This is a genomic window from Streptomyces sp. NRRL S-118, assembly GCF_000716335.1.
Taxonomy (GTDB): domain Bacteria; phylum Actinomycetota; class Actinomycetes; order Streptomycetales; family Streptomycetaceae; genus Streptomyces.
Map to the genome: position 1 here is coordinate 67,028 of NZ_KL591006.1, position 19,554 is coordinate 86,581.

Here is a 19,554-nt window from a genome sequence, read left to right on the forward strand (position 1 = left end):
GGGCCTCATCCGCGTGCGCGGGCGCGGAGTTCGCCCTTCACCACCTTGCCGCTCGCGTTGCGCGGGAGCTCCGTCAGGAACTCGACCCGGCGCGGCACCTTGTAGTTGGCCATCTCCCGCCGCGCCCAGGCGATCAGGTCGTCCGCCGTCAGCGTCGACCCCGGGCGCCGGACCGCGAAGGCCATGGCCACCTCGCCCAGCCGCGGGTCCGGGACGCCGATGACGGCGACGTCCAGCAGGTCGGGATGGACGCCGAGGAGCTGCTCGATCTCGGCGGGATACGCGTTGAAGCCGCCGACGATGAACATGTCCTTGATCCGGTCGGTGATGCGCAGGTTGCCCGCCTCGTCCAGGAAACCCACGTCGCCCGTGTGCAGCCACCCCTCCGCGTCGATGACCTCCGCCGTGCCGTCCGGGTCCTCGAAGTACCCGCTCATCACGTTGTGGCCGCGCACCAGGACCTCGCCCGCCTCGATGCGCACCTCGGTGCCCGGGATGGGGCGGCCCGAGGTCGCGGCGACCGTCCCGTCGGGGTCGCCCCGGCGGCACATCGTGACGATGCCGCTCGCCTCGGACAGGCCGTACGCCGTCAGGACCGTGGGGACGCCCAGCTCGCCGCGGAGCCGCTCCACGAGCCGGAGGGGCACCACCGCCGCGCCCGTGACCACCAGCCGCAGGGTCGACAGGTCGTACGACGACCGCGCCGGGTGGTCCAGCACGGACTGCAGGAGCGTGGGCGGGCCCGGCAGCACGGAGATGCGCTCCGCCGCGACGTTCGCCAGGACCGTGTCCACGTTGAAGACCGGCTGCGGCACCATCACCGCACCCCGCATGAGGCAGGCGAGGATCCCCGCCTTGTAGCCGAAGGTGTGGAAGAAGGGGTTCACGATCAGATAGCGGTCGCCCTCCCGCAGGCCGGCGAGGCGGGCCCAGGTCCCGTAGCACCGCAGGGACTGCGCATGGCTGATCACCGCGCCCTTGGGGCGGCCCGTCGTACCGGACGTGAACACGATGTCCGACGGTCCGGACGGGTCGACCGCGTCCGCGCGGGCACGGACCCGCGCCGCCGGGACCCCGTCCCCGCCCGCCAGGAACTCCTTCCAGGTGCGGAAGTCCTCCGGCGCGCTGTCCGCCAGCACCACCACCTGCTCCAGCGACGGCAGCACGCGCCCGGTGCGGCGCAGGGACGCCACGTACGACGTGCCCAGGAACGTACCGGTGATGAACAGCAGCTTCGCCCGGCTGCGCTCCAGGACGTACGCGGCCTCGGCGCCCTTGAAGCGGGTGTTGAGCGGTACGAGCACCGCGCCGGCGGTGACCGCGCCGAGGGCGGAGACGATCCAGTCCAGGGTGTTGGGCGCCCAGACCGCGACCCGGTCGCCGGGTGCCACGCCCGCGGCGACGCACGCGGCGGCGGCACGCTCGACGCGGTCGCCGAGCTCCGCGTACGTGACGCGCGTACGGCCCTCGACGACGGCCTCGCGGGAGCCGTACCGCTCGGCCGCCCACCGGACCAGTCCCGGGATGGAGCACCCTTCCAGGTCGCCGTGCATGCCGGACCTCCAGCCGCCCGCCCAGTAGCTGACTATCCGTCAGATTAGCGGTAGCCTCGCGGACATGACAGGTGGACGACTCAAGGACGCCGCTGCCATCGCCGGGATCGGACAGACCCGATTCGCCAGGCACCTGCCCGAGTCGGAGAAGACCCTGGCCTGCCGGGCCGTCCTCGCCGCCCTCGCCGACGCCGGCATCGCGCCCGCCGAGGTCGACGCCTTCGCCTCGTACACGATGGAGGAGACGGACGAGGTCGAGGTCGCCAAGGCCATCGGCGCGGGTGACGTGACCTTCTTCGCCAAGGCGGGGTACGGGGGCGGCGGCTCCTGCGCCACCGTCGCGCACCTCGCCGCCGCCGTCGCCACCGGCCAGGCGCACGTCGGCGTGGCCTGGCGGTCCCGCAAACGCGGCTCGGGCCCCCGGCCCTGGACGAACACCCGCGCCCAGCTCCCGACACCCGCCCAGTGGACCCGCCCCTACGGACTGCTGCGGCCCGCCGACGAGATCGGCATGCTCGCCCGCCGCTACATGCACGAGTACGGCGCCACCCGCGACCACTTCTTCAACGTGGCCCTCGCCTGCCGCAACCGCGCCAACCAGAACCCCGACGCGGTGATGCACGACCGGCCGCTGACCCGCGAGATGTACATGACCTCCCGCTGGATCAGCGAACCGCTGTGCCTCTTCGACAACTGCCTGGAGACGGACGGCGCCCTCGCCTGCGTCGTCGTCCCCGCCGAGCGCGCCCGGGACTGCCGACGACCGCCCGTGTACATCCACTCCGTCGCCCAGGGCCTGCCCGCCCAGCACCACGGCATGGTCAACTACTGGAACGACGACCCGCTCACCGGGCCGGCCTGGACCGCGGCCCGCCACCTGTGGAAGCAGGCCGACTTCGGCCCGCAGGACGTCGACGTCGCCCAGATCTACGACGCGTTCACCCCGCTCGTCCCCCTGTCCCTGGAGGGCTACGGCTTCTGCGGCCGCGGTGAGGGCGGCGCCTTCACCGAGGGCGGGGCGCTGGAGACCGGCGGGCGGCTGCCCCTCAACACCGGCGGCGGCGGGCTCAGCGAGGCGTACGTCCACGGCTTCAACCTCATCACCGAAGGGGTGAAGCAACTGCGCGGCACCAGCACCGCCCAGGTACCGGGCGCCCGGACGTGTCTGGTCACCGCCGGAGAAGGCGTCCCCACGTCCGCCCTGCTGCTGAGGAGCTGAGCCGATGCTCGAACCCGTCCCCGACGACGACGGCGCGCCCTTCTGGGAGTTCGCGGCCCGCGGCGAGCTGCGCGTCCAGACCTGCACCGGCTGCGCCGCGCCGCGCTTCCCGCCCCGCCCCTGCTGCCCGCACTGCCAGTCGTTCGGCAGCGAGTGGCGCCCGGTGAGCGGCCGCGGCCGCATCTGGTCGTACGTCGTCCCGCACCCACCGCTGCTGCCCGCGTACGCCGCCCACGCGCCCCGCTACAACGTCGTCGTCGTCGAACTGGCGGACGCCCCTCGCATCCGGCTGGTCGGCAATGTCGTCGCCGGTCCCGGCGCCCCCATCGACTCCGTAGACCCGGCACGGCTGCGCATCGGCGCCCCGGTCCGCGCGGTCTTCGGCGACGACGGCCTGCCGCGCTGGATGCTGGAGCGGTCGTGACCGTCACCGTGGAGCGCGGCGGCGACGGCGTCGCCGTGGTCACCCTCGACCGGCCCGGGAAGCTCAACGCCCTCGACCTCGCCATGGCCGCGGAACTCGCCGCCGTCTGGGGGCGGCTGCGGTACGACGACGGCGTACGGGCCGCGGTGCTGACCGGCGCGGGCGGGCGTGCCTTCTGCACCGGCATCGACCGCACGGCGGAGGTACCGCAGCCGCCCTCCCCGTACAGCATCGACGACCCGCTCCTCGCCGCCGGGCCGAAGGCGAACGACCTGTGGAAGCCGGTGATCGCCGCCGTGGAGGGGATGGCCTGCGGCGGGGCGTTCTACCTCCTCGGCGAGTGCGAGTTCGTCGTCGCCGCCCGCGACGCGTCCTTCTTCGACCCGCACACGACGTACGGGATGGTCTCCGCGTACGAGGCGATCACGATGGCCCAGCGGATGCCCTTCGGGGAGGTCGCCCGGATGTCCCTGATGGGTACGGCCGAACGGGTCGGCGCGCAGCGGGCGTACGAGACCGGCCTCGTCTCGGAGCTGACGGAGCCGGGCGGCGCGCTGGACGCCGCCCGGGAAGCCGCGGCCGTGATCGCCGGGTACCCGACCGGCGCCGTCCAGGGCACGGTACGGGCGGTGTGGGCGGCCCGGGAGGCGGCCAGGTCCCCGGCGCTCGCCCAGGCGCCGCACCTGATCGCGCTCGGGAACCTGCCGCCCGAACGCCAGGAGCGGCTGTTCGAGGGCCGCCGCCGGGGCGGGTACCGCCTGCGCTGACCGGCGTCCGCGTCCTGTGGCAGGGGGCCCGGGCCCGGCGTAGCGTCGGGTGCGAGGGCCGGACCGAGATTCCGGACCGCAGGGAGGCCGACGATGGTCCGCAATGTCATCGGCAGCGTCCTCGCTCTGCTCGGAGCGACGGCCGCCGTCCTGAGCCCCTTCCTTGCCTGGAACGACGGCCGCCTGGGCCGCCACTACCGCATCGCCGACCTCTTCGGAGGCATCACCGCCGGCCAGGCGGCGCTGTGGACGTCGGTCCTGCTGCCGCTCGCGTTCGCCGCGCTGCTGACGCTCGTCGGCGTGGCCCTGCGTTCCCGGCTGCTGGTGACGCTCGCGGGGGTGATCGTGCTGGGCTTCACCGTCCTGTGGATGGTCCGCCTGTCCCAGGTCTCGGACGGGCTGACGTTCGAGGGCGCGAACGACTCCGGGCTCGGCTGGGGCGTGGTGCTGGCCCTGGCGGGCGGGGTGCTCCTGCTGCTGGGCGCCGCCGTGATGGGCAGGCGCCCGGGCCGCCTGCGCCGCAGGTCCCGGGAGGCCGAGGCGTACGCGGGAGGCCCCTACGACGGCCACGACGGCGGCCGGTACGCCGCCCCCTACGGCGAGCGGGACGACGGACGCCACGGCGAGCGCGACGACCCCTACCGGGAGGACCCCTACCGGGACGAGCAGTACGGGGACCCGTACGGGCGCCCGCCCGACGACCCCTACGGGCGCCCGCCCGGCGACCACGGCCAGGGCCCGCCCGGACCCCCCGGCCCGGGCCAGGCTCCTCCGCACCGCTCCTGACCGGCGCTCCAGGCTCCTCCGCACCGCTCCTGACCGGCGCTCCGGTCTACCGGGCGCCGGCGCCGCGCCCGGTGGCCGTGCCCTTGACCGCGTCCAGCGCGTACACGCAGCGGTCCTTGCTGCACGCGTAGACCACGCCCGCGCGTGCCACCAGCGAGCCGGTGATCTCCCCACCGGTCGTCAGCTTCCAGCGGAGCTGGCCGCCGCTCGCGTCCAGCGTGTACAGGACGTGGTCGGCGGACCCGAAGTGCAGCCGCCCGTCGGCGACGACCGGCGCGCCGATGATGCTGCCGCCCGCCGGGAAGCGCCACTTCGGGGTGCCGGTGACCGCGTCCAGCGTGTACACCGCGCTGCCGCTGCCGACGTGGACGTTGCCGTCGGCGACCAGCACCGGCTCCGTGGACTGCCGGGACTCGGTGGCGATGCGCCAGCGGTCCTTGCCGGTCGTCGCGTCGAGCGCGTACACCGTGCCGAGGTAGTCGGCGAGGTACACCCCGCCGCCCGTGACCGCCGGGCCCGGGGCGAAGGCGGGCGGCGACAGGAACACCGCCGGGGCCTCGAAGTGCCAGCGCACGTGCCCGGACATGATGTCGACGGACAGCACCCGGGTGCCCGCGGCGACGTAGACGTACCCGTCCTCCGCCGGGGTGATGCGCACCGGCACCCCGCCGCAGGAGGCGGCGTCGCCGATCGGGTACGACCAGCGCTCGGTGCCGGTCCGGGCGTCGAGCGCCCGCAGGCGGGCGTCCTGCCAGACGTACACGGTGTCGCCGTGGACGACGGGGCCGGCCTCCGGCGACTCGAAGTCCGTCTGGGCCCCGGTGATCTCCCAGAGTCTGGCGCCGTTGGACGCCTCCCACCCCTGGACGCCGCCGCCGCGGGTGGCGGTGACGACGGTGCCCCGGTCCACCGCGAGGGCGTACACCCAGGCGTCGGTCTGGAGGCGCCAGCGCTCGCTGCCGTCCAGCGCGTCGAGCGCGTACAGCGACGGCCCGTCCGAGGCGTGGATGCGGCCCCCGGCGACCGCCATGGACCAGGCGACGTCCCGCGTCTTGAACCGGCGCCGCCCGCTGGCCACGTCCAGGGCGTGCACCTCGAAGGAGGTCACGTAGAGCAGGTCGCCCTCGACGACGGGCGTGCCCCACACGTCGTTCGACATGCGGAAGCGCCACGGGCGCCAGTGCCCCGGCCCCTCGCTCTCCGCCGCCGGCGCGGGCCCGGGCGGCGACGGCGCCGGAACCGGCGGCCCGGACGGGGCGGGCTCGGAGCCGTTCGGGCCGCCCGCGGGCGGGCGCACCCAGCCGGTCGTGGCCGGCCCGGCGGGGTCCGTCGCCACGAGCGCGGCGCGGGTGTCGGCGACCCGGGGGCCGGGGCCGATGGGCACCCGGGCGCCGGGCAGGCGGACCGGGGAGCCGCCCGCGGGGGCGGGGCCGGGCGGCGCCATCGCGCCCGTGCGGGGGTCGTCGCCGGCGCTGCCGCCGCGCCAGGCGGCGTCCCAGTCCCGGCCCGGGGCGGGAGCCCCGTTCGGCGGACCGGCGGGCGGCGCCGGGGGCGCGGGCGGTGCCGCCGGAGGCGGCGGCGTGCTCGGGCGGCCGCCGCGGCGGGCCTCGATCATCGCGGTGGCCCGCGACGGCAGCCACGCCGACGCGGTACCGCTGTCGTCGCTCCCGGAGAACAGGTGCGGCGCGAGCTGGGCCTGGAGATCGGCGGGGGTGGGCCGCAGCCCGGCCTCGATCTGCATGCAGGAATCGATCAGCGGCCGCAGCTCGTCCGGCAGCCCCTCCAGGTCCGGCCCCTCGCGCAGCAGCATGAAGACCGTCTCCACCGGGTTGGCGCCGTGGTACGGCGCGTGCCCGGTCGCCGCGAAGACCAGTGTGGAGCCCAGCGAGAAGACGTCGCTGGCGCCGGTCACGCTGCGCGAGTCCTTCGCCTGCTCGGGTGACATGTACGCGGGCGTCCCGACGGCGACATTGGTCATCGTCAGCCGGGTGTTGGAGACACCGGACGCGATGCCGAAGTCGATCACGCGCGGTCCGTCCTCCACGACCAGCACGTTCGAGGGCTTCAGGTCGCGGTGGACGAGGCCCGCGCCGTGGATGGACTGCAGGGCCTCGGCGATGCCGGCGGCCAGCCAGCGCACGGCCTGGGCCGGCAGCGGCCCGCACTCGTTCACTATCTCTTCGAGGGAGGGCGCCGGGACGTAGGCGGTGGCCAGCCACGGCACCGCCGCCCGCGGGTCGGCGTCCACCACGGCGGCCGTGTAGAAGCCGGACACCGCCCGTGCGGCCTCCACCTCGCGCGTGAAGCGGACGCGGAACAGCTGGTCCTCGGCGAGCTCGGTCCGTACCGTCTTGATCGCCACGCGCCGGCCGGATGCCGAGCGTGCGAGATAGACCAGGCCCATGCCACCGGCACCGAGCCGGCCCAGCACCTCGAAGGGGCCGATCCGCCTCGGGTCGTGCTGCGTGAGCTGCTCCACTTGCCTGCCACCTCCCCGTAGGGGCCATGAAAGTACGGCCCCAGTCGCCCCCTGATTGTTCCTGTCCGGGGCGGTGGTTGCGAACCCGGGGGCGGATCGGGGTGTCTCACCTCGATCCGGACACGGCGGTGAGGCCGGCTCAGGCCGCCTTGGGCTCGGCCAGGACGGCGAAGACGGCACCCTGGTTGTCCGCCAGGACGGCGATCCTGCCGTAGGGGGTGTCGAACGGCGACTCGGTGACGCGGCCGCCCAGCCGCTGTGCGACGGCCACGGTGTCGTCGCAGTCCTCGACCGCGAAGTAGATGAGGAAGTGGGCCGGCATCTCGGCCGGGAAGGCGTCGGTGATCACGCTGCGCCCGCCGACGGCGTTGTCGTCGCTCGCCTGCGTACCGGCGGGCGACCAGACGCGGAAGTCGATCGAGGTGTCGTCCAGGTCGCGCACCTGGAAGCCGAAGACGGTCTCGTAGAAGGCGTCGACGGGGTCCTTCTGCCGGGTGTAGACCTCGGTCCAGCAGAAGGAGTTCGGTTCGCCCTGCTTCTCGAAGCCGTTGTGCTCGCCGGCCTCCCACAGACCGAAGACCGCGCCGCCGGGGTCGACGGCGAGCGCCATGATCCCGTACGGGCCGATCGGCATGGGGTCCATCACCATCCGGCCGCCCGCCTCCGCGATCCGCCGGCTGGTGGCGGCGGCGTCGGGGGTGGCGAAGTAGACCCCCCAGACGGTGGGCATGCGGCCGTCCCGCTTGGGTGTGAGGCCCGCGACCCGCCGCCCGTCACTGAAGGCGTTGGTGTAGTTGCCGTAGGCCTCGTCGCCGCCGTCGAACGTCCAGCCGAAGAGCTCGCCGTAGAAGCGCTTGCCCGCTGCCAGGTCGGGGAGCAGCACGTCCACCCAGCACGGCGTGCCCTCTGTGAATGCGGCCATGGACCCGATCCCTTTCCTTGTACGGGTGGTGTGGTACCCGTCACAGTCAAGTTAACGGCCCGGACCGCACCGCGCAGGGAGAGAAACCGAACGCATGTTCGTTGGCATGGTCCACCGAAGTTGTCCACAGCCTGTTGATAATCGCACTGGCCGGAAATGATCGGTGCGGCGCCGGGCCCGTGGGCGGGGACGCGCCTGGTACGGGGCCCGACGAACCGGCGGGGGTCGCGCACCCCATTTGCAGTCGGCCGAATCGCGCGCAGATCCCCCCTCGGTAAGCTGACGACATGACAGGACAAGTACGCACCGTCGACGGCCGTGTGGCCGGCCGACGCGGCCAGGCGACGCGGCAGAAGCTGCTCGACTGCCTCAGCGAGATGCTCAGCTCCTCGCCGTACCGGGACGTCAAAGTCATCGACGTGGCCCGGAAAGCGGGCACGTCTCCCGCGACCTTCTATCAGTACTTCCCCGGCGTCGAAGGCGCCGTCCTCGAGATCGCCGAGGAAATGGCCAAGGAGGGCGCGGCGTTGACCGAACTCGTCTCCGGACGGGCGTGGGTCGGCAAGGCGGGGTGGCAGACAGCGGAGGAACTCGTCGAGGGTTTCCTCGACTTCTGGCGCAAGAACGACGCCCTCCTCCGGGTGGTGGACCTGGGGGCCGCGGAGGGCGACAAGCGGTTCTACAAGATCCGCATGAAGATCCTGAACTCGGTCACCAACTCCCTCACCGACGCCGTGAAGGAGCTCCAGTCCAAGGGCCGGGTCGACAAGGACGTCAACCCGGCGGCGATCGCCGGCGCCCTGGTCGCGATGCTCGCGGCGGTCGCCTCGCATCAGAAGGGCTTCTCGGCCTGGGGCGTGAAGCAGGCCGAACTGAAGCCGAACCTCGCCCTGTTGGTCCACCTCGGCATCACGGGCAAGAAGCCGACGAAGTAGCACCCCTCCCCCACGTCCTGTCGTGCCGACGGCGGTCCCCGGACCGCCGTCGGCATTCCGTTTCCGGCGGGGCGTTCAGTCCCTGCGCGTCAGCCGGAAGAGACGGATCTCGCGATCGACCCTCGTCTGGTAGATCGCGTACGGCGGCCAGAACCGCACCGCCGCCGACCAGGCAGCCGCCCGCTCCTCACCCGTGAGCAGCCGGGCCCGTACCGGCACGGTGGTGCCGTGCCAGCTGACCTCGGCGTCGGGGTGGGCGAGCAGATTGGCGGTCCAGGCGGGGTGGGCGGGCCGGCCGAAGTTCGATCCCACCAGCAGCCAGCTCGCCGCCGCGGGTTCCTCGGGCAGGCACGCCAGCGGGACGCGGCGCTCGCGTCCCGAGCGGGCCCCGCGGCAGGTGAGCACCAGTCCCGGCAGCATGCGGGCGCTGAGCAGCACCTTTCCGCCGGTCAGACGGTGGACCGCGCGGTCGAGGGCGGGGATGACGTGCGGCGCGAGCCGCGCGAAGGCGCGGGTCGAGGAGACCCTCCGGACCAGTCGTGCGCCCGCCCCCGTCACGTCGCCGCTCCCGCCGCACGGAACAGTCCGGCTGTCCGCGCCGCGTGCGCGCGCAGCGCGTGCACGGGCCCGAGGAGCAGCTCGTCGGCGGTCGCCCGCTTGAAGTACAGGTGGGCCTCGTGCTCCCAGGTGAAGCCGATGCCGCCATGCAGCTGGACGGCCTCCCCGGCCACGGTGCGCAGCGCCTCCAGGCACTGGGCGAGGGCGAGTCCCCCGGCGGCGGGGTCCCAGGCCGCGTAGTACGCCGCGGAGCGGGCCGCCTGCACGTGGACGTACAGGTCGGCCAGCCGGTGCTGGACCGCCTGGAACGACCCGATGGGCCGCCCGAACTGCTCGCGGACGCGGACGTGCTCGACCGTGCGCTCCAGGGCGTGGGCCGCCGCGCCGACGGCCTCCGCGGCGAGCACGGCGGCGGCGCGGCAGCCGGTGGCGGCGAGCGCCCCGAGCACACCGCCGGCCTCCTCCGGCCCGCCGTCCTCGCCGAGCGGCTCCGCCAGCACGTCGCGCAGTTCGAGCCGGGCGAGGGGCCGCGTCACGTCCAGCGACGTGAGGCGCACGCGCCGGAGACCGGCCGCCTCCGGCCGCACGAGGAACAGCAGCGTGCGCGAGCGCGGGTAGCCGCCCGCGTGCGCGGCGACCAGCAGCAGGCCGGCGCTGTGCCCGTCGAGGACCTGGCCCACCTCCCCGTACAGCGTCCACGTGCCGTCCGCAGCCCGGCACGCCTGCACCCCGCCGGTGCGCCCGCCCCCGGCCCAGGCGCCGGCCGGGTCGGCCCCGGTCAGGCCGAGGGCACGGGCGAGGGGGGCGGCGGCGAGGGCGGCGGTGAGCGAGCCGTCGGCGATCCGGGGCAGCAGGGCGGCGCGCTGCGCCCCGGTGCCGAGCCGGGCGATCAGGGGGGCGGCCAGCACGGCGGTGGCGAGGAGCGGCGAGGGCGCCAGGGCGCGGCCGGTCTCCTCGCAGGCGAGGGCGAGTTCGGTGAGGCCGCAGCCGACGCCGCCGTACGTCTCGGGGAGCGCGAGCCCGGGCAGGCCGAGCCGCTGCGCGAGCAGCGCCCAGAGAGCGGGGTCGTGACCGGCGGCGGTCTCCGCGGCGGCACGGACCTCGTCCGTCCCGCAGTGCTTGGCGAGCAGTTCGCGCAGGGTGCGGCGTATCTCGTCCTGTTCGGCGGTGAAGGCGGCGTCCATGGGCCACTCCTTAACTGACGGAGCGTCATATTAGGTCGGCCCGCCCCCGATGCCCAGGGCCCACATCTGATGTACCGTCAGTTCCATGCGCCGTTCCGTCGCCATCGTGGGTGTCGCCCTCTCGGACTGCGGCCGCGTCGACACGGCCACCCCGTACGCGCTCCACGCCCAGGCCGCCCGGCGGGCGCTCGCCGACGCGGGACTCGACCGGTCCGTGGTGGACGGGCTCGCCTCGGCCGGGCTCGGCACCCTCGCCCCGATCGAGGTCGCCGAGTACCTGGGGCTGCGGCCCCGGTGGGTGGACTCCACCGCCGTGGGCGGCGCGACCTGGGAGGTCATGGCCGCGCACGCGGTGGACGCGATCGCCGCGGGCCGCGCGAACGCCGTCCTCCTCGTCTACGGCTCGACCGCCCGCGCCGACATCAAGGCCGGGCGCCGCACCTCGGACCTGTCGTACGGCACCCGGGGCCCGCTCCAGTTCGAGGCCCCGTACGGACACACGCTGATCGCCAAGTACGCGATGGCCGCACGCCGCCACATGCACGCGTACGGCACCACCCTGGAGCAGCTCGCCACGGTCGCCGTCCAAGCGCGGGCCAACGCCGCGCACAACCCGGAGGCGATGTTCCGCGACCCCGTCACGGTCGACGACGTGCTCTCCGGGCCGATGATCGCCGACCCCTTCACCAAGCTCCACTGCTGCGTCCGCAGCGACGGCGGCTGCGCGGTGCTGCTGGCGGCCGAGGAGTACGTCCCCGGCCTCGCGAAACCCCCGGTGTGGATCCTCGGCACCGGTGAGTACGTCTCGCACACCACCATGTCCGAGTGGGAGGACTTCACCGTCTCCCCGGCGGCCGTGAGCGGCCGCCTCGCCTTCGAGCGGGCCGGGCTGGGCCCCGCCGACATGGACTTCGCGCAGGTCTACGACGCCTTCACGTACATGACCCTGGTGACGCTGGAGGACCTGGGCTTCTGCGCGAAGGGCGAGGGCGGGCCGTTCGTCGAGCAGGGCACCCTGCCCGTCAACACCGACGGGGGCGGCCTGTCCGCCTGCCACCCCGGCATGCGGGGCCTGTTCCTCCTGGTGGAGGCGGCCCGCCAGCTCCGCGCCGAGGCCCCCGGCCGCCAGGTCCCGGGCGCACGGCTCGGCGTCGTGTCGGGCACGGGCGGCTGGTTCTGCTCGTCGGGGACGGTGGTGCTGGGACGGGAGCGGTGAGGCAGGCGTTCATCCGATGCGGCGCACCGGGGACGGTGGTGCTGGGACGGGAGCTCGCCCGGCGGCCGTGCCTTCACCCGGAAGCGCGACTCCCGCAGTGGCCGCCCGGATGATGTCCCCATGAGCACCTTCCACGACACCCTGCGCTCGCTTCGCGTCTGGGACACGGACCTGCCCGCCTTCGACCCCGCGTCCGCGCCCGGCGCACCGCTGGAGCTGTTCCGCTCGTGGCTCGTGGCCGCGGCGGAAGCCGGGCAGGCGGAGCCGCACACCATGGCGCTGGCGACCGTCGACGCCGACGGTCGGCCCGACGTGCGGACGGTGATGCTGCACGACGCGGACGAGCGCGGCTGGCACTTCGCGTCCCACGCCACCAGCGCCAAGGGGCGCCAGCTCGCCGCCGCCCCGCAGGCCGCGCTGCACTTCTACTGGCCCGTCCAGGGCCGGCAGGTCCGGCTCCGCGGCCGCGTCACGACGGCCGCCCCCGAGGAGGCGTACGCCGACCTGCACGCCCGTTCGACGGGCGCGCTGGCCGCCGCGCTGGTGGGGCGGCAGAGCGAGGTGCTGGACTCCCTCGACTCCCTGGCCACCGCGAGCGAGGCCGCCTGGGCGCGGGCGGAGGCGGAACCGGACGCGGAGTCGAAGACCTGGACGCTGTACGTGCTCGACCCGCACGAGGTCGAGTTCTTCCAGGGCGACGAGCGCCGCCGCCACATCCGCCTCCGCTACCGCCGCAGCGCCGGCGCGTGCACCACGGGCGGCTGGGCGCGGGAGTTGCTCTGGCCCTAGTACTGCAACGGTGTTTTTCCTGATGGTTGGGGAGGTTCGGGTGGTGTGTGGCCGCGTCGTCGGTAGTGGCTGATGCGGGCTTGGTGTTGTCGTCGTCGGCGCCAGTGAGACCAGTGCAGGATGTGGTCGATCGAGGCTGGTCGGCGGTGGGTGAGTCGGTGGATCAGGCGTCTGAGTTCGGGAAGGCTCAGCGGCACGAGGCCGGAGGCTTCTGACATCCGCACGCCACGCCGGAGGCGGTGCGCGCCCGGTCGCACAGGGGCGTCGTCGATCGTGTCGTGGCCGCCCCGGCGTGCGCCCACCCATGCCACCGCGCGCTCTGTTCATTACGTACCAGGGCGCGGGAAGCTGACCGCCACTCCGCAGTCGGGGAGGGGCCCTGGCCACCGAGGCACGCTCGTGCGACTGGGCGCGGAACGTCGGGGAGGGTGCGTGCGAATCGTCCTGGTCGAGTACTACCTCACGGCCGACCACGCCGTGGTCTTTGGATGCACCGCCGACGGCGCCGAACCGGACCTGGTGACCCTTCCCCTGCCGCGCGAGGAGATCCGTGCGTGGGCCGCGACGGTGCACACGGCGTCCCGCAGCGGCGCGCCCGAGCTGGCGGCCCTGCTGGCCGATGCGCGGATGGCCGCCCTCGTGGCCCCGGTACTGCGCTGGAGCAATGCGGACGACCTCATCTACCTGGTGCCGCACGACGTCCTGCACCTGCTGCCCCTGCACGCCGTGCCGGTGAACGGCGAGACCCTCGCCGACCGCAATCCGGTCGCTGTCGTCCCCAGCACCTCCGTGCTGCGTCACGCCAAGCCCCGCACCCGCCGGCGCGGCGGCACCGCGCTCATCGTCACCGATCCGCCCACCCGGCGACGCCCCCTCGTCTTCGCCCGCGAACAGGCCAAATCCGTTGCCTCCGGGTTCAGGCACCCCCGCGTCCTGTCCGGCGGGGCGGCCTCACGGACCAGGCTGCTCGCCCTGCTCGGCCGACGCGGGATGCCAACGCCTGACGTGGTGCACTTCGCCACGCACGGAGTCTTCGACTCCAGCCGGCCCATGCGCTCCGGGGTCGAACTCGCCGACGGCCGCCTCACCGCCGAGGACCTGCTCGGCTTCTCCCTCGACGTCGACCTCGTGACCCTGGCGGCCTGCGACACCGGACTCAGCGACCGGCGTCCCGGCGACGAACTGATCGGCCTTACCCGGGCCCTGCTCTACGCCGGAGCCCGATCGGCCCTGGTGACCCTGTGGCAGGTGGACGAACTCTCGACGGCTCTGCTCCTGCGCACCTTCTACGACCGACTGGCCGCCGGTCTCTCCAAGGCGGACTCCCTGCGCGTCGCCCAGCGCCGACTACGTGAGCAGACCGTCGCCGATGTCGTCCGCCATGTCCGCACCGCGCGTTCAAACCTCGCCGACGACCCCGTGGCGGACGCGCTGCTCCTGCGCGAGGAGGCCCGCCTGCTGGTCCGCGCCGGCGACCACGAGGGGGCCAAACGGCTGCTCACCACCGCCCTGGCCTCACCGCGGCACCCAGCCGGGACCGCCGCCGAGCTCCGCGTGACCCTGGCACAGGCCCGGCTCGCCGCCCGCGCCCCCGGGCGCGGGTGGGACACCCCGGCCTTCGACACCCCCTACCACTGGGCGCCGTTCGTCCTGATCGGTGACTGGTACTGAGGAGACGAACATGACTCCGATACCGCGAACGGTCGCCGCCCTCGCAACCGGGGCGTACCGAGTGGCGACAGCCCTGGATCAGGACAGCACGTACGACTACCGCCATCTGGTGCTGGTCGACGAGGAAGGTGAACCGGTGGGCCTCGTCGGACCGGACGGCCCGGGGCCCGCCGTCGTCCTGCCCGCGCACACCCCCGTCACCGACGTCCTGTACAGCGAGGAGATACTGGACAGCCTGCTCGACGGCGCCGTCGGACTCGTCCTCGTCGACGCTGACGGCCGACCGGCCGGTGTCGTTCCCGTCGAGGCGATCCGCACGGAGCTGGCGGCCGAGATGGCCGCACCGCACCGGATGGGTGACTCCGACCTCACCGGGAGACGGACCGCGTTCCCCCCTCTCGTCCGGCTGCGCTGTGGCGTCTGCCGACAGACCAACCGTTTCGGACGCTTCCGGCACACCAAGACCTACCGCTGCCAGTACGGTGCACACGACTTCGTCGCCACCTACGGCTCATCCGCAGGACGGTCCTGAATGGGCGGCCTGTTCGAGACGGCCGCCGGCGTGATCGACCGGCGCCTCCTGGCCTCTACCTTCCTGCCAGTTCTCGCCTTCCTGGCCGGTCTGACGGCCGTCGCCGTCTCCGGCGTGGGCTGGACCGCGGCCACCGGCTGGTGGTCGGCCACCAGCGCGGACATCAGAGTGCTGCTCCTGGTGCTCGTGCTCACCACCTCGCTGCTCCTCACGCAGCTGCTGGCGGTCGGACGCGTGGACCTCATCAGGCTGTACGAGGGCTACTGGGCGGGGCTGCCCTTCGGAATCCGGCTCGCCGAGCGATCGGCGCGGCGTCACCGGCGGCTGCACGCCTCGCTGGCCGAGACGGACCCGCGGTGGCTGCAGTATCCCGTCGCCGAGGATCAGGTGATGCCGACCCGGCTCGGCAACATCCTCCGCGGGGCGGAGGAGCACAGCGCGGAACGGTACGGGATCGACGCGGTGACGGCGTGGCCACGGCTGTACCCGACCCTCCCGGAGGCATTCCGGCAGACCTACGCGGCGGCCGCCGCCGATCTGGAACTTGCGGTCACCGTCAGCGCCCTGGGCGCAGCCTTCGTCGTACTGGCAGGCGTCCTGGGGGTGTCGCTGCTCGCGTGGCCCGGCACCCTGCTGTGCGTGTCGACGGGCGCGCTCGTGGCCTGGCTGGGGTATCGCTGCGCGGTGAGCGGCGGGGAGTCCTACGGCCGCCTGGTGCGGGCCGCGTTCGACGTCCACCGCTGGTGTCTCCTGGACGCGATGGGTCTCGCCCGCCCGACGAGCGTGCGGGCCGAACTCGATCAGTGGGGGGCGCTGGACAAACTGTGGGTCCGGGGGAGTGTGGACACCGAACAAGCCGACGCGCTGGGCTACCCGGAGGGGGCCCAGCTCTGGTGGGCACCGTGGGAGTCTCCGGCACCGTCGGGGCGGGGCCCGCTGCCCGGCTCGGTCGAATCAGCGGACTCATCGGCGCAGTCAGCGGATTCGTCGGATGCAGGAGTACGTCCGCCCTTGGGCGCGGCGGGTCAGGGGCCGCCGCCCCGGCCCGGGGCAACAGCCCCCGGCGCCGGGCTTGGCCCCGATCCCGGCCCCGAGTCCGAGCCCAGCTCCTCCGCGCCCGCGCCCCGTCCTGAGCCCACGCCCGGTCCCGCCCCTCCGGCGCACCCGAGTGCCCCGGAACTCACGCACCCCGACCGGCCACGCCACGTCCGCCCGACCACGGTGGCCTTGGTCATCCTCTTCCTCGGTGCCTGCGCCGCCGTGGCCGTACGCTCCGACGAGCCTCCGCGGCATCCGACGGCGGTCCGTGACCTGCCCGCTTACCACCTGATCGCCGAAGGCGACGTTCGTGGGGACGGCGAGCGGGACGTGCGCGACCGCCACACACTGCGGGCGATCCCGGCGGGCACCGTCGTCCGGTCCGCGGACCTCGGACCGCGCGCCCGCCCCGGACACCTGCGCGACACGTCGGTCATCGCCCTGGGCCCGCCCACGACCCGGCTCCACGCTCCTGTCGGGATCGCCGGTGCGACCGTCACTCTGGTCGCCGTGCCGGCCCGCGCACAGGGCGGTTCCGTCTCCGTGCCCGGCGTGTTCGTCATCGCCCTCACCGGGCCGCGGGAACGCCTGGGTGTCATCCTCGCGGTGCCCCGCGTCCAAGCGGCCCGTGTGGCCAGCCAACTCGGTGCCGGCACCGTCCACTTGCTCGTCCCCGGGAGGTGAGCCGCGCCTCATGGCCGACCGCACCGTGCTCTTCCACCTCAGCGACCTCCGTAACGTCGGGGCGAATGCCAGCGCCCGACTGACCGTGTCCTACCGGGGTACGCCCGTCGCCCGGCTTCGCCCCGGCCGCGTCGTGTGGTGGCTCGTCCTGGGCTGGTTCGCGTCCGATCCTTACACCAGCCTCACCGGCAAGGGCGCGGCAGCGCTGGTATGCGTCATGTCGCTGGGTGCCGCACTCGGTTTCCTCGGCAGTCTCGCGGCGCTCGCCGGCGCGGGATCCATGGTGGCCGCGGGCACACCGGTGCCCGACCTGCTGTGGTGGGTGCTGCCGCTCCTCGGCGGCTGGCTTCTCGGTGCCGCCTCGGCATCCGCTGCGCGGATGTACCTCGCCGACGTGGGCGCCATCGTGGTGCTCGCGGTTCCGGTATTGGCACTGCTGACCCACCTTCACTCTTGGTGGTCCGCAGGCGTCTTCGCCGTACTCTTCGTTCTTTTGATCGTGCCGCACCTGAGGTTCTTGCAGGAAATGGCGGGCGTCACCCGCTTCAACCGTACCGAGCTTCGGCTGGGCGCCGTGATCTGGCCACTGGCCGCTGCCCTGCTCGCCATGAGCCCGGCAGGAGAGTGGTTCGTCCAGTACTGGCCGGACGGTGCTCTCGGCTTTCTGGCGGGGACCGCGGGCACGACGGCAGTCATGATCGCCGCCAAGGGGGCGTTCCTCCTGGCCGTGCGCGGCTCGCTCGCCACGGTCCACGTCACCGCGGGTCCCGCACGCCTTCGGGTGAACCGGGACAGGTTCTCCGGCCTGTACGGCGCCGAGACCGGAGTCGCCTGGTTCTGCGTGCTCGCCGCGGGCGTCTTCCATGCCGACGCCTGTGCGTTCCTGGGCTCGGCGATCGCCCTCACGCTGTCCTTCGTGCCCGTCCTCGTCCACCGTGTCGAGGTCGCCCTGCGCTACACCGTGCAGCGGCTCGACGCCGCGCTCTACGTCTTCTCCCGGGGGCGCCGGCGCCGTGAACTCCAGGAGGCCTGGATCGCCGACGCCCGCAGAGTGCTGAGCATGTTCGCTCTGGACCGGCAGGTGGACGGCGGACGGCCGCCGGCCGCGTCCCAGCCTGCCCTACGGCTTCACAAGTCGCGCGAGAACGGCCGGTCCATAGCCATCCGGGCCGCGTACGAGCTGGTGGAGGCCATGCTCGACGAGGGCAAGAAGACCGCCCACGGCGACGTGGACGACACCATGTGGCTGCCTTTCGCGCGTAAGGACGGACGACCACAGCTGCTGAACGTGGCTCTGCAGTGGGCGGACGAGGCCAAGATGCTGCTCGACGCCCTGCCCGAGGACGGCCTTCCGGCGCTCTCGACTCCTGGGACCCCGCTCCACACTGCGCACCACGGGTACCGCTGTTACTGCCGGAACGTGCGCGGCATCGTCCACGAACTGCACGGCCGCATCGAAGAGGCGATGGCGGACCACTACGCGGCGGCTCGAATCTGCCGGAGCATCGGTGCCGTCAACACCGAAGCGATCATGCTGAGCAACTGCCGCAGGTCCTTGTTCGGCGTGCAGGTCCGGCCCCGCAGCGGCCCCTCCGCGTCCCGGTTGCAGCGCATCGACGCGGACCTGCTGCGGATCGTCACCGAGGAAGACCTGCACCCGCAGATCCGCCGCCAGCTGGCTGTCGAGGTGGCCTATCAGTGCCTGACAGCCGGTAGCCGGGCAACAGCCGAACGCATGATGCGCCTCGCCGCAGACCTTCCTCTGCGCCGTGAAGAGCGGACGGTCCTCGGCATCGAGTCGGTGCACGTGGGCGACCAGATGACCACCGTCCATCTCGGCCCCGTCCACTACGACTTCCCGCTCAACCTCGTCGACTATTCCGGCTTCAGCCGCTCCGCCGACCTCGACGCCTTCCTCACCCTTCCGTTCGCCCCCGCGCCCGGGCCGCTGAGTTACCTTTCCGAGCAGTTCTTCCCGGACCACCGCCTGCTCAGCAGAGGCATGACCATGACTCCTCTCACGACCGGTTTCCCGGGCGTATACGTCCACTTCCCGAACCTGCGGGCCATCGAGGCCTGGATCCAGCGCACGGAACGACGCGCGGGCGCCGGCCTCACCGCCCAACTGCGCGAACAGATCGGCCTCGCCCTGCGGACCGAGGACCCCTACCGAGCCGCCGACCACCTGGTCCGCGCGTTCGCCCACCGCCAGTCGGTGCACTTCGGCATCCTGGACGACGCCCTGCGAGCCGCCGTCCGGGGAGCGGCGGAGGAGTTCGGCGACCTCGTCATCGGCCACCTGGCGGCGCTCGCCGCCTCCGAGGACGTCCAGCCCACCCAGCCCCCCATGACGACCGCGGCACTGAATGTGGCTGCCTCCGCCAAGTCGCGTGCCCTGGCCGAACTGCTCGGCGAGTCCGTACCGCCACCGCCAGACGGCGACGACCTCTTGGACCGCGAACAGCGGGCCCGGCAGCGCTACGACGAAGCCCGCTCGTCCAGGGACCCGCTTCGGCTCCGCGAGGCCCGCGAGGAGTTGGAGCACTGCTGGAGCGCGCTGATGGCCGCCGACGATCCGAGTGCCGCGTACGCCGCTCTGCGCGCGGGACTTCCGGTGGACCACGACGAGCTGCGCGTCCTCCTCGCCCGAACGCAGTCGGCCGGAAACCCGCCCTACGGGACCCCTTCGCCTCCCGGCACCTAGTACTGCAACGGACCCGATCGTGGGTGGGTGAACTGAAGGCTTTGCACGAGCGGTTCGTGCATCGTTTTGCCAGGTCGGAGCCGCGTGAGTCGG

Annotated in this window: 16 protein-coding genes; 11 read left to right on the forward strand and 5 right to left on the reverse strand. The window is 73.4% G+C overall.

Annotation, left to right across the window (positions count from 1 at the left end; translation table 11 throughout):
• Positions 1 to 5: 5 nt before the first annotated feature.
• Complete coding sequence (locus tag IH00_RS0113090; protein WP_031072959.1) at positions 6 to 1,553, reverse strand: FadD3 family acyl-CoA ligase; 1,548 nt, start codon at positions 1,551 to 1,553, stop codon at positions 6 to 8.
• Between the two features lie 64 nt (positions 1,554 to 1,617).
• Here IH00_RS0113090 and IH00_RS0113095 point away from each other — a divergent pair, with 64 nt between their 5' ends.
• From IH00_RS0113095 to IH00_RS0113110, 4 genes are all read left to right on the forward strand, one after another.
• Positions 1,618 to 2,772, forward strand: coding sequence for a lipid-transfer protein (locus IH00_RS0113095; RefSeq protein ID WP_031072961.1), 1,155 nt, complete (start codon positions 1,618 to 1,620; stop codon positions 2,770 to 2,772).
• A 4-nt stretch (positions 2,773 to 2,776) separates the two neighbouring features.
• Positions 2,777 to 3,196, forward strand: a complete 420-nt coding sequence (locus IH00_RS0113100) for a Zn-ribbon domain-containing OB-fold protein (RefSeq protein ID WP_031072963.1) — start codon at positions 2,777 to 2,779, stop codon at positions 3,194 to 3,196.
• Positions 3,193 to 3,963, forward strand: coding sequence for an enoyl-CoA hydratase/isomerase family protein (locus tag IH00_RS0113105; RefSeq protein ID WP_031072966.1), 771 nt, complete (start codon positions 3,193 to 3,195; stop codon positions 3,961 to 3,963). Before IH00_RS0113100 ends, IH00_RS0113105 begins: the two co-directional genes overlap by 4 nt.
• A 93-nt stretch (positions 3,964 to 4,056) precedes the next feature.
• Positions 4,057 to 4,749 (forward strand): hypothetical protein, encoded by a 693-nt coding sequence (locus IH00_RS0113110; RefSeq protein WP_031072967.1) that lies wholly within the window; start codon positions 4,057 to 4,059, stop codon positions 4,747 to 4,749.
• A 46-nt stretch (positions 4,750 to 4,795) separates the two neighbouring features.
• On the opposite strand, the gene IH00_RS0113115 is transcribed toward IH00_RS0113110, so the two are convergent.
• Together IH00_RS0113115 and IH00_RS0113120 are read right to left on the reverse strand one after the other, a co-directional pair.
• Positions 4,796 to 7,228, reverse strand: coding sequence for a protein serine/threonine kinase AfsK (locus tag IH00_RS0113115; RefSeq protein WP_031072969.1), 2,433 nt, complete (start codon positions 7,226 to 7,228; stop codon positions 4,796 to 4,798).
• A gap of 139 nt (positions 7,229 to 7,367) precedes the next feature.
• Entirely contained in the window at positions 7,368 to 8,150 is a 783-nt protein-coding gene (locus tag IH00_RS0113120) for an AfsK-binding protein KbpA (protein WP_031072971.1), read from the reverse strand.
• Between the two features lie 287 nt (positions 8,151 to 8,437).
• Here IH00_RS0113120 and IH00_RS0113125 point away from each other — a divergent pair, with 287 nt between their 5' ends.
• Positions 8,438 to 9,085 carry a TetR family transcriptional regulator gene (locus IH00_RS0113125; RefSeq protein ID WP_031072973.1) on the forward strand — a complete coding sequence of 216 codons (648 nt, stop codon included), beginning with the start codon at positions 8,438 to 8,440 and terminating at the stop codon, positions 9,083 to 9,085.
• A 75-nt stretch (positions 9,086 to 9,160) separates the two neighbouring features.
• Here IH00_RS0113125 and IH00_RS0113130 read toward each other — a convergent pair whose 3' ends face one another.
• Both IH00_RS0113130 and IH00_RS0113135 read right to left on the reverse strand, forming a co-directional pair.
• Complete coding sequence (locus tag IH00_RS0113130; protein WP_031072974.1) at positions 9,161 to 9,643, reverse strand: nitroreductase family deazaflavin-dependent oxidoreductase; 483 nt, start codon at positions 9,641 to 9,643, stop codon at positions 9,161 to 9,163.
• Entirely contained in the window at positions 9,640 to 10,827 is a 1,188-nt protein-coding gene (locus IH00_RS0113135) for an acyl-CoA dehydrogenase family protein (protein ID WP_031072976.1), read from the reverse strand. Before IH00_RS0113135 ends, IH00_RS0113130 begins: the two co-directional genes overlap by 4 nt.
• An 85-nt stretch (positions 10,828 to 10,912) precedes the next feature.
• On the opposite strand from IH00_RS0113135, the gene IH00_RS0113140 reads away from it, so the two are divergent.
• From IH00_RS0113140 to IH00_RS0113165, 6 genes are all read left to right on the forward strand, one after another.
• Positions 10,913 to 12,043: a thiolase C-terminal domain-containing protein gene (locus tag IH00_RS0113140; protein WP_031072979.1), complete on the forward strand. Its 1,131-nt coding sequence runs from the start codon at positions 10,913 to 10,915 to the stop codon at positions 12,041 to 12,043.
• Positions 12,044 to 12,163: 120 nt separating this feature from the next.
• Positions 12,164 to 12,832, forward strand: a complete 669-nt coding sequence (locus tag IH00_RS0113145; protein ID WP_031072980.1) for a pyridoxine/pyridoxamine 5'-phosphate oxidase — start codon at positions 12,164 to 12,166, stop codon at positions 12,830 to 12,832.
• Between the two features lie 432 nt (positions 12,833 to 13,264).
• Complete coding sequence (locus tag IH00_RS0113150; protein ID WP_031072982.1) at positions 13,265 to 14,503, forward strand: CHAT domain-containing protein; 1,239 nt, start codon at positions 13,265 to 13,267, stop codon at positions 14,501 to 14,503.
• Between the two features lie 10 nt (positions 14,504 to 14,513).
• Positions 14,514 to 15,035 carry a CBS domain-containing protein gene (locus IH00_RS0113155; RefSeq protein ID WP_031072984.1) on the forward strand — a complete coding sequence of 174 codons (522 nt, stop codon included), beginning with the start codon at positions 14,514 to 14,516 and terminating at the stop codon, positions 15,033 to 15,035.
• Positions 15,036 to 16,757 (forward strand): hypothetical protein, encoded by a 1,722-nt coding sequence (locus IH00_RS0113160; RefSeq protein ID WP_031072985.1) that lies wholly within the window; start codon positions 15,036 to 15,038, stop codon positions 16,755 to 16,757.
• Between the two features lie 10 nt (positions 16,758 to 16,767).
• Positions 16,768 to 19,461, forward strand: coding sequence for a hypothetical protein (locus tag IH00_RS0113165; RefSeq protein WP_031072987.1), 2,694 nt, complete (start codon positions 16,768 to 16,770; stop codon positions 19,459 to 19,461).
• Positions 19,462 to 19,554: the final 93 nt, after the last annotated feature.

What these genes read in the sequence shown, in the direction of transcription:
- IH00_RS0113110 (WP_031072967.1), top strand. Translation starts at nt 4,057, where the DNA reads ATGGTCCGCAATGTCATCGGCAGCGTCCTCGCTCTGCTCGGAGCGACG.
- IH00_RS0113165 (WP_031072987.1), top strand. Translation starts at nt 16,768, where the DNA reads ATGGCCGACCGCACCGTGCTCTTCCACCTCAGCGACCTCCGTAACGTC.
- IH00_RS0113140 (WP_031072979.1), top strand. Translation starts at nt 10,913, where the DNA reads ATGCGCCGTTCCGTCGCCATCGTGGGTGTCGCCCTCTCGGACTGCGGC.
- IH00_RS0113145 (WP_031072980.1), top strand. Translation starts at nt 12,164, where the DNA reads ATGAGCACCTTCCACGACACCCTGCGCTCGCTTCGCGTCTGGGACACG.
- IH00_RS0113120 (WP_031072971.1), bottom strand. Translation starts at nt 8,150, where the DNA reads ATGGCCGCATTCACAGAGGGCACGCCGTGCTGGGTGGACGTGCTGCTC.
- IH00_RS0113160 (WP_031072985.1), top strand. Translation starts at nt 15,036, where the DNA reads ATGGGCGGCCTGTTCGAGACGGCCGCCGGCGTGATCGACCGGCGCCTC.
- IH00_RS0113090 (WP_031072959.1), bottom strand. Translation starts at nt 1,553, where the DNA reads ATGCACGGCGACCTGGAAGGGTGCTCCATCCCGGGACTGGTCCGGTGG.
- IH00_RS0113155 (WP_031072984.1), top strand. Translation starts at nt 14,514, where the DNA reads ATGACTCCGATACCGCGAACGGTCGCCGCCCTCGCAACCGGGGCGTAC.
- IH00_RS0113135 (WP_031072976.1), bottom strand. Translation starts at nt 10,827, where the DNA reads ATGGACGCCGCCTTCACCGCCGAACAGGACGAGATACGCCGCACCCTG.
- IH00_RS0113100 (WP_031072963.1), top strand. Translation starts at nt 2,777, where the DNA reads ATGCTCGAACCCGTCCCCGACGACGACGGCGCGCCCTTCTGGGAGTTC.
- IH00_RS0113125 (WP_031072973.1), top strand. Translation starts at nt 8,438, where the DNA reads ATGACAGGACAAGTACGCACCGTCGACGGCCGTGTGGCCGGCCGACGC.
- IH00_RS0113095 (WP_031072961.1), top strand. Translation starts at nt 1,618, where the DNA reads ATGACAGGTGGACGACTCAAGGACGCCGCTGCCATCGCCGGGATCGGA.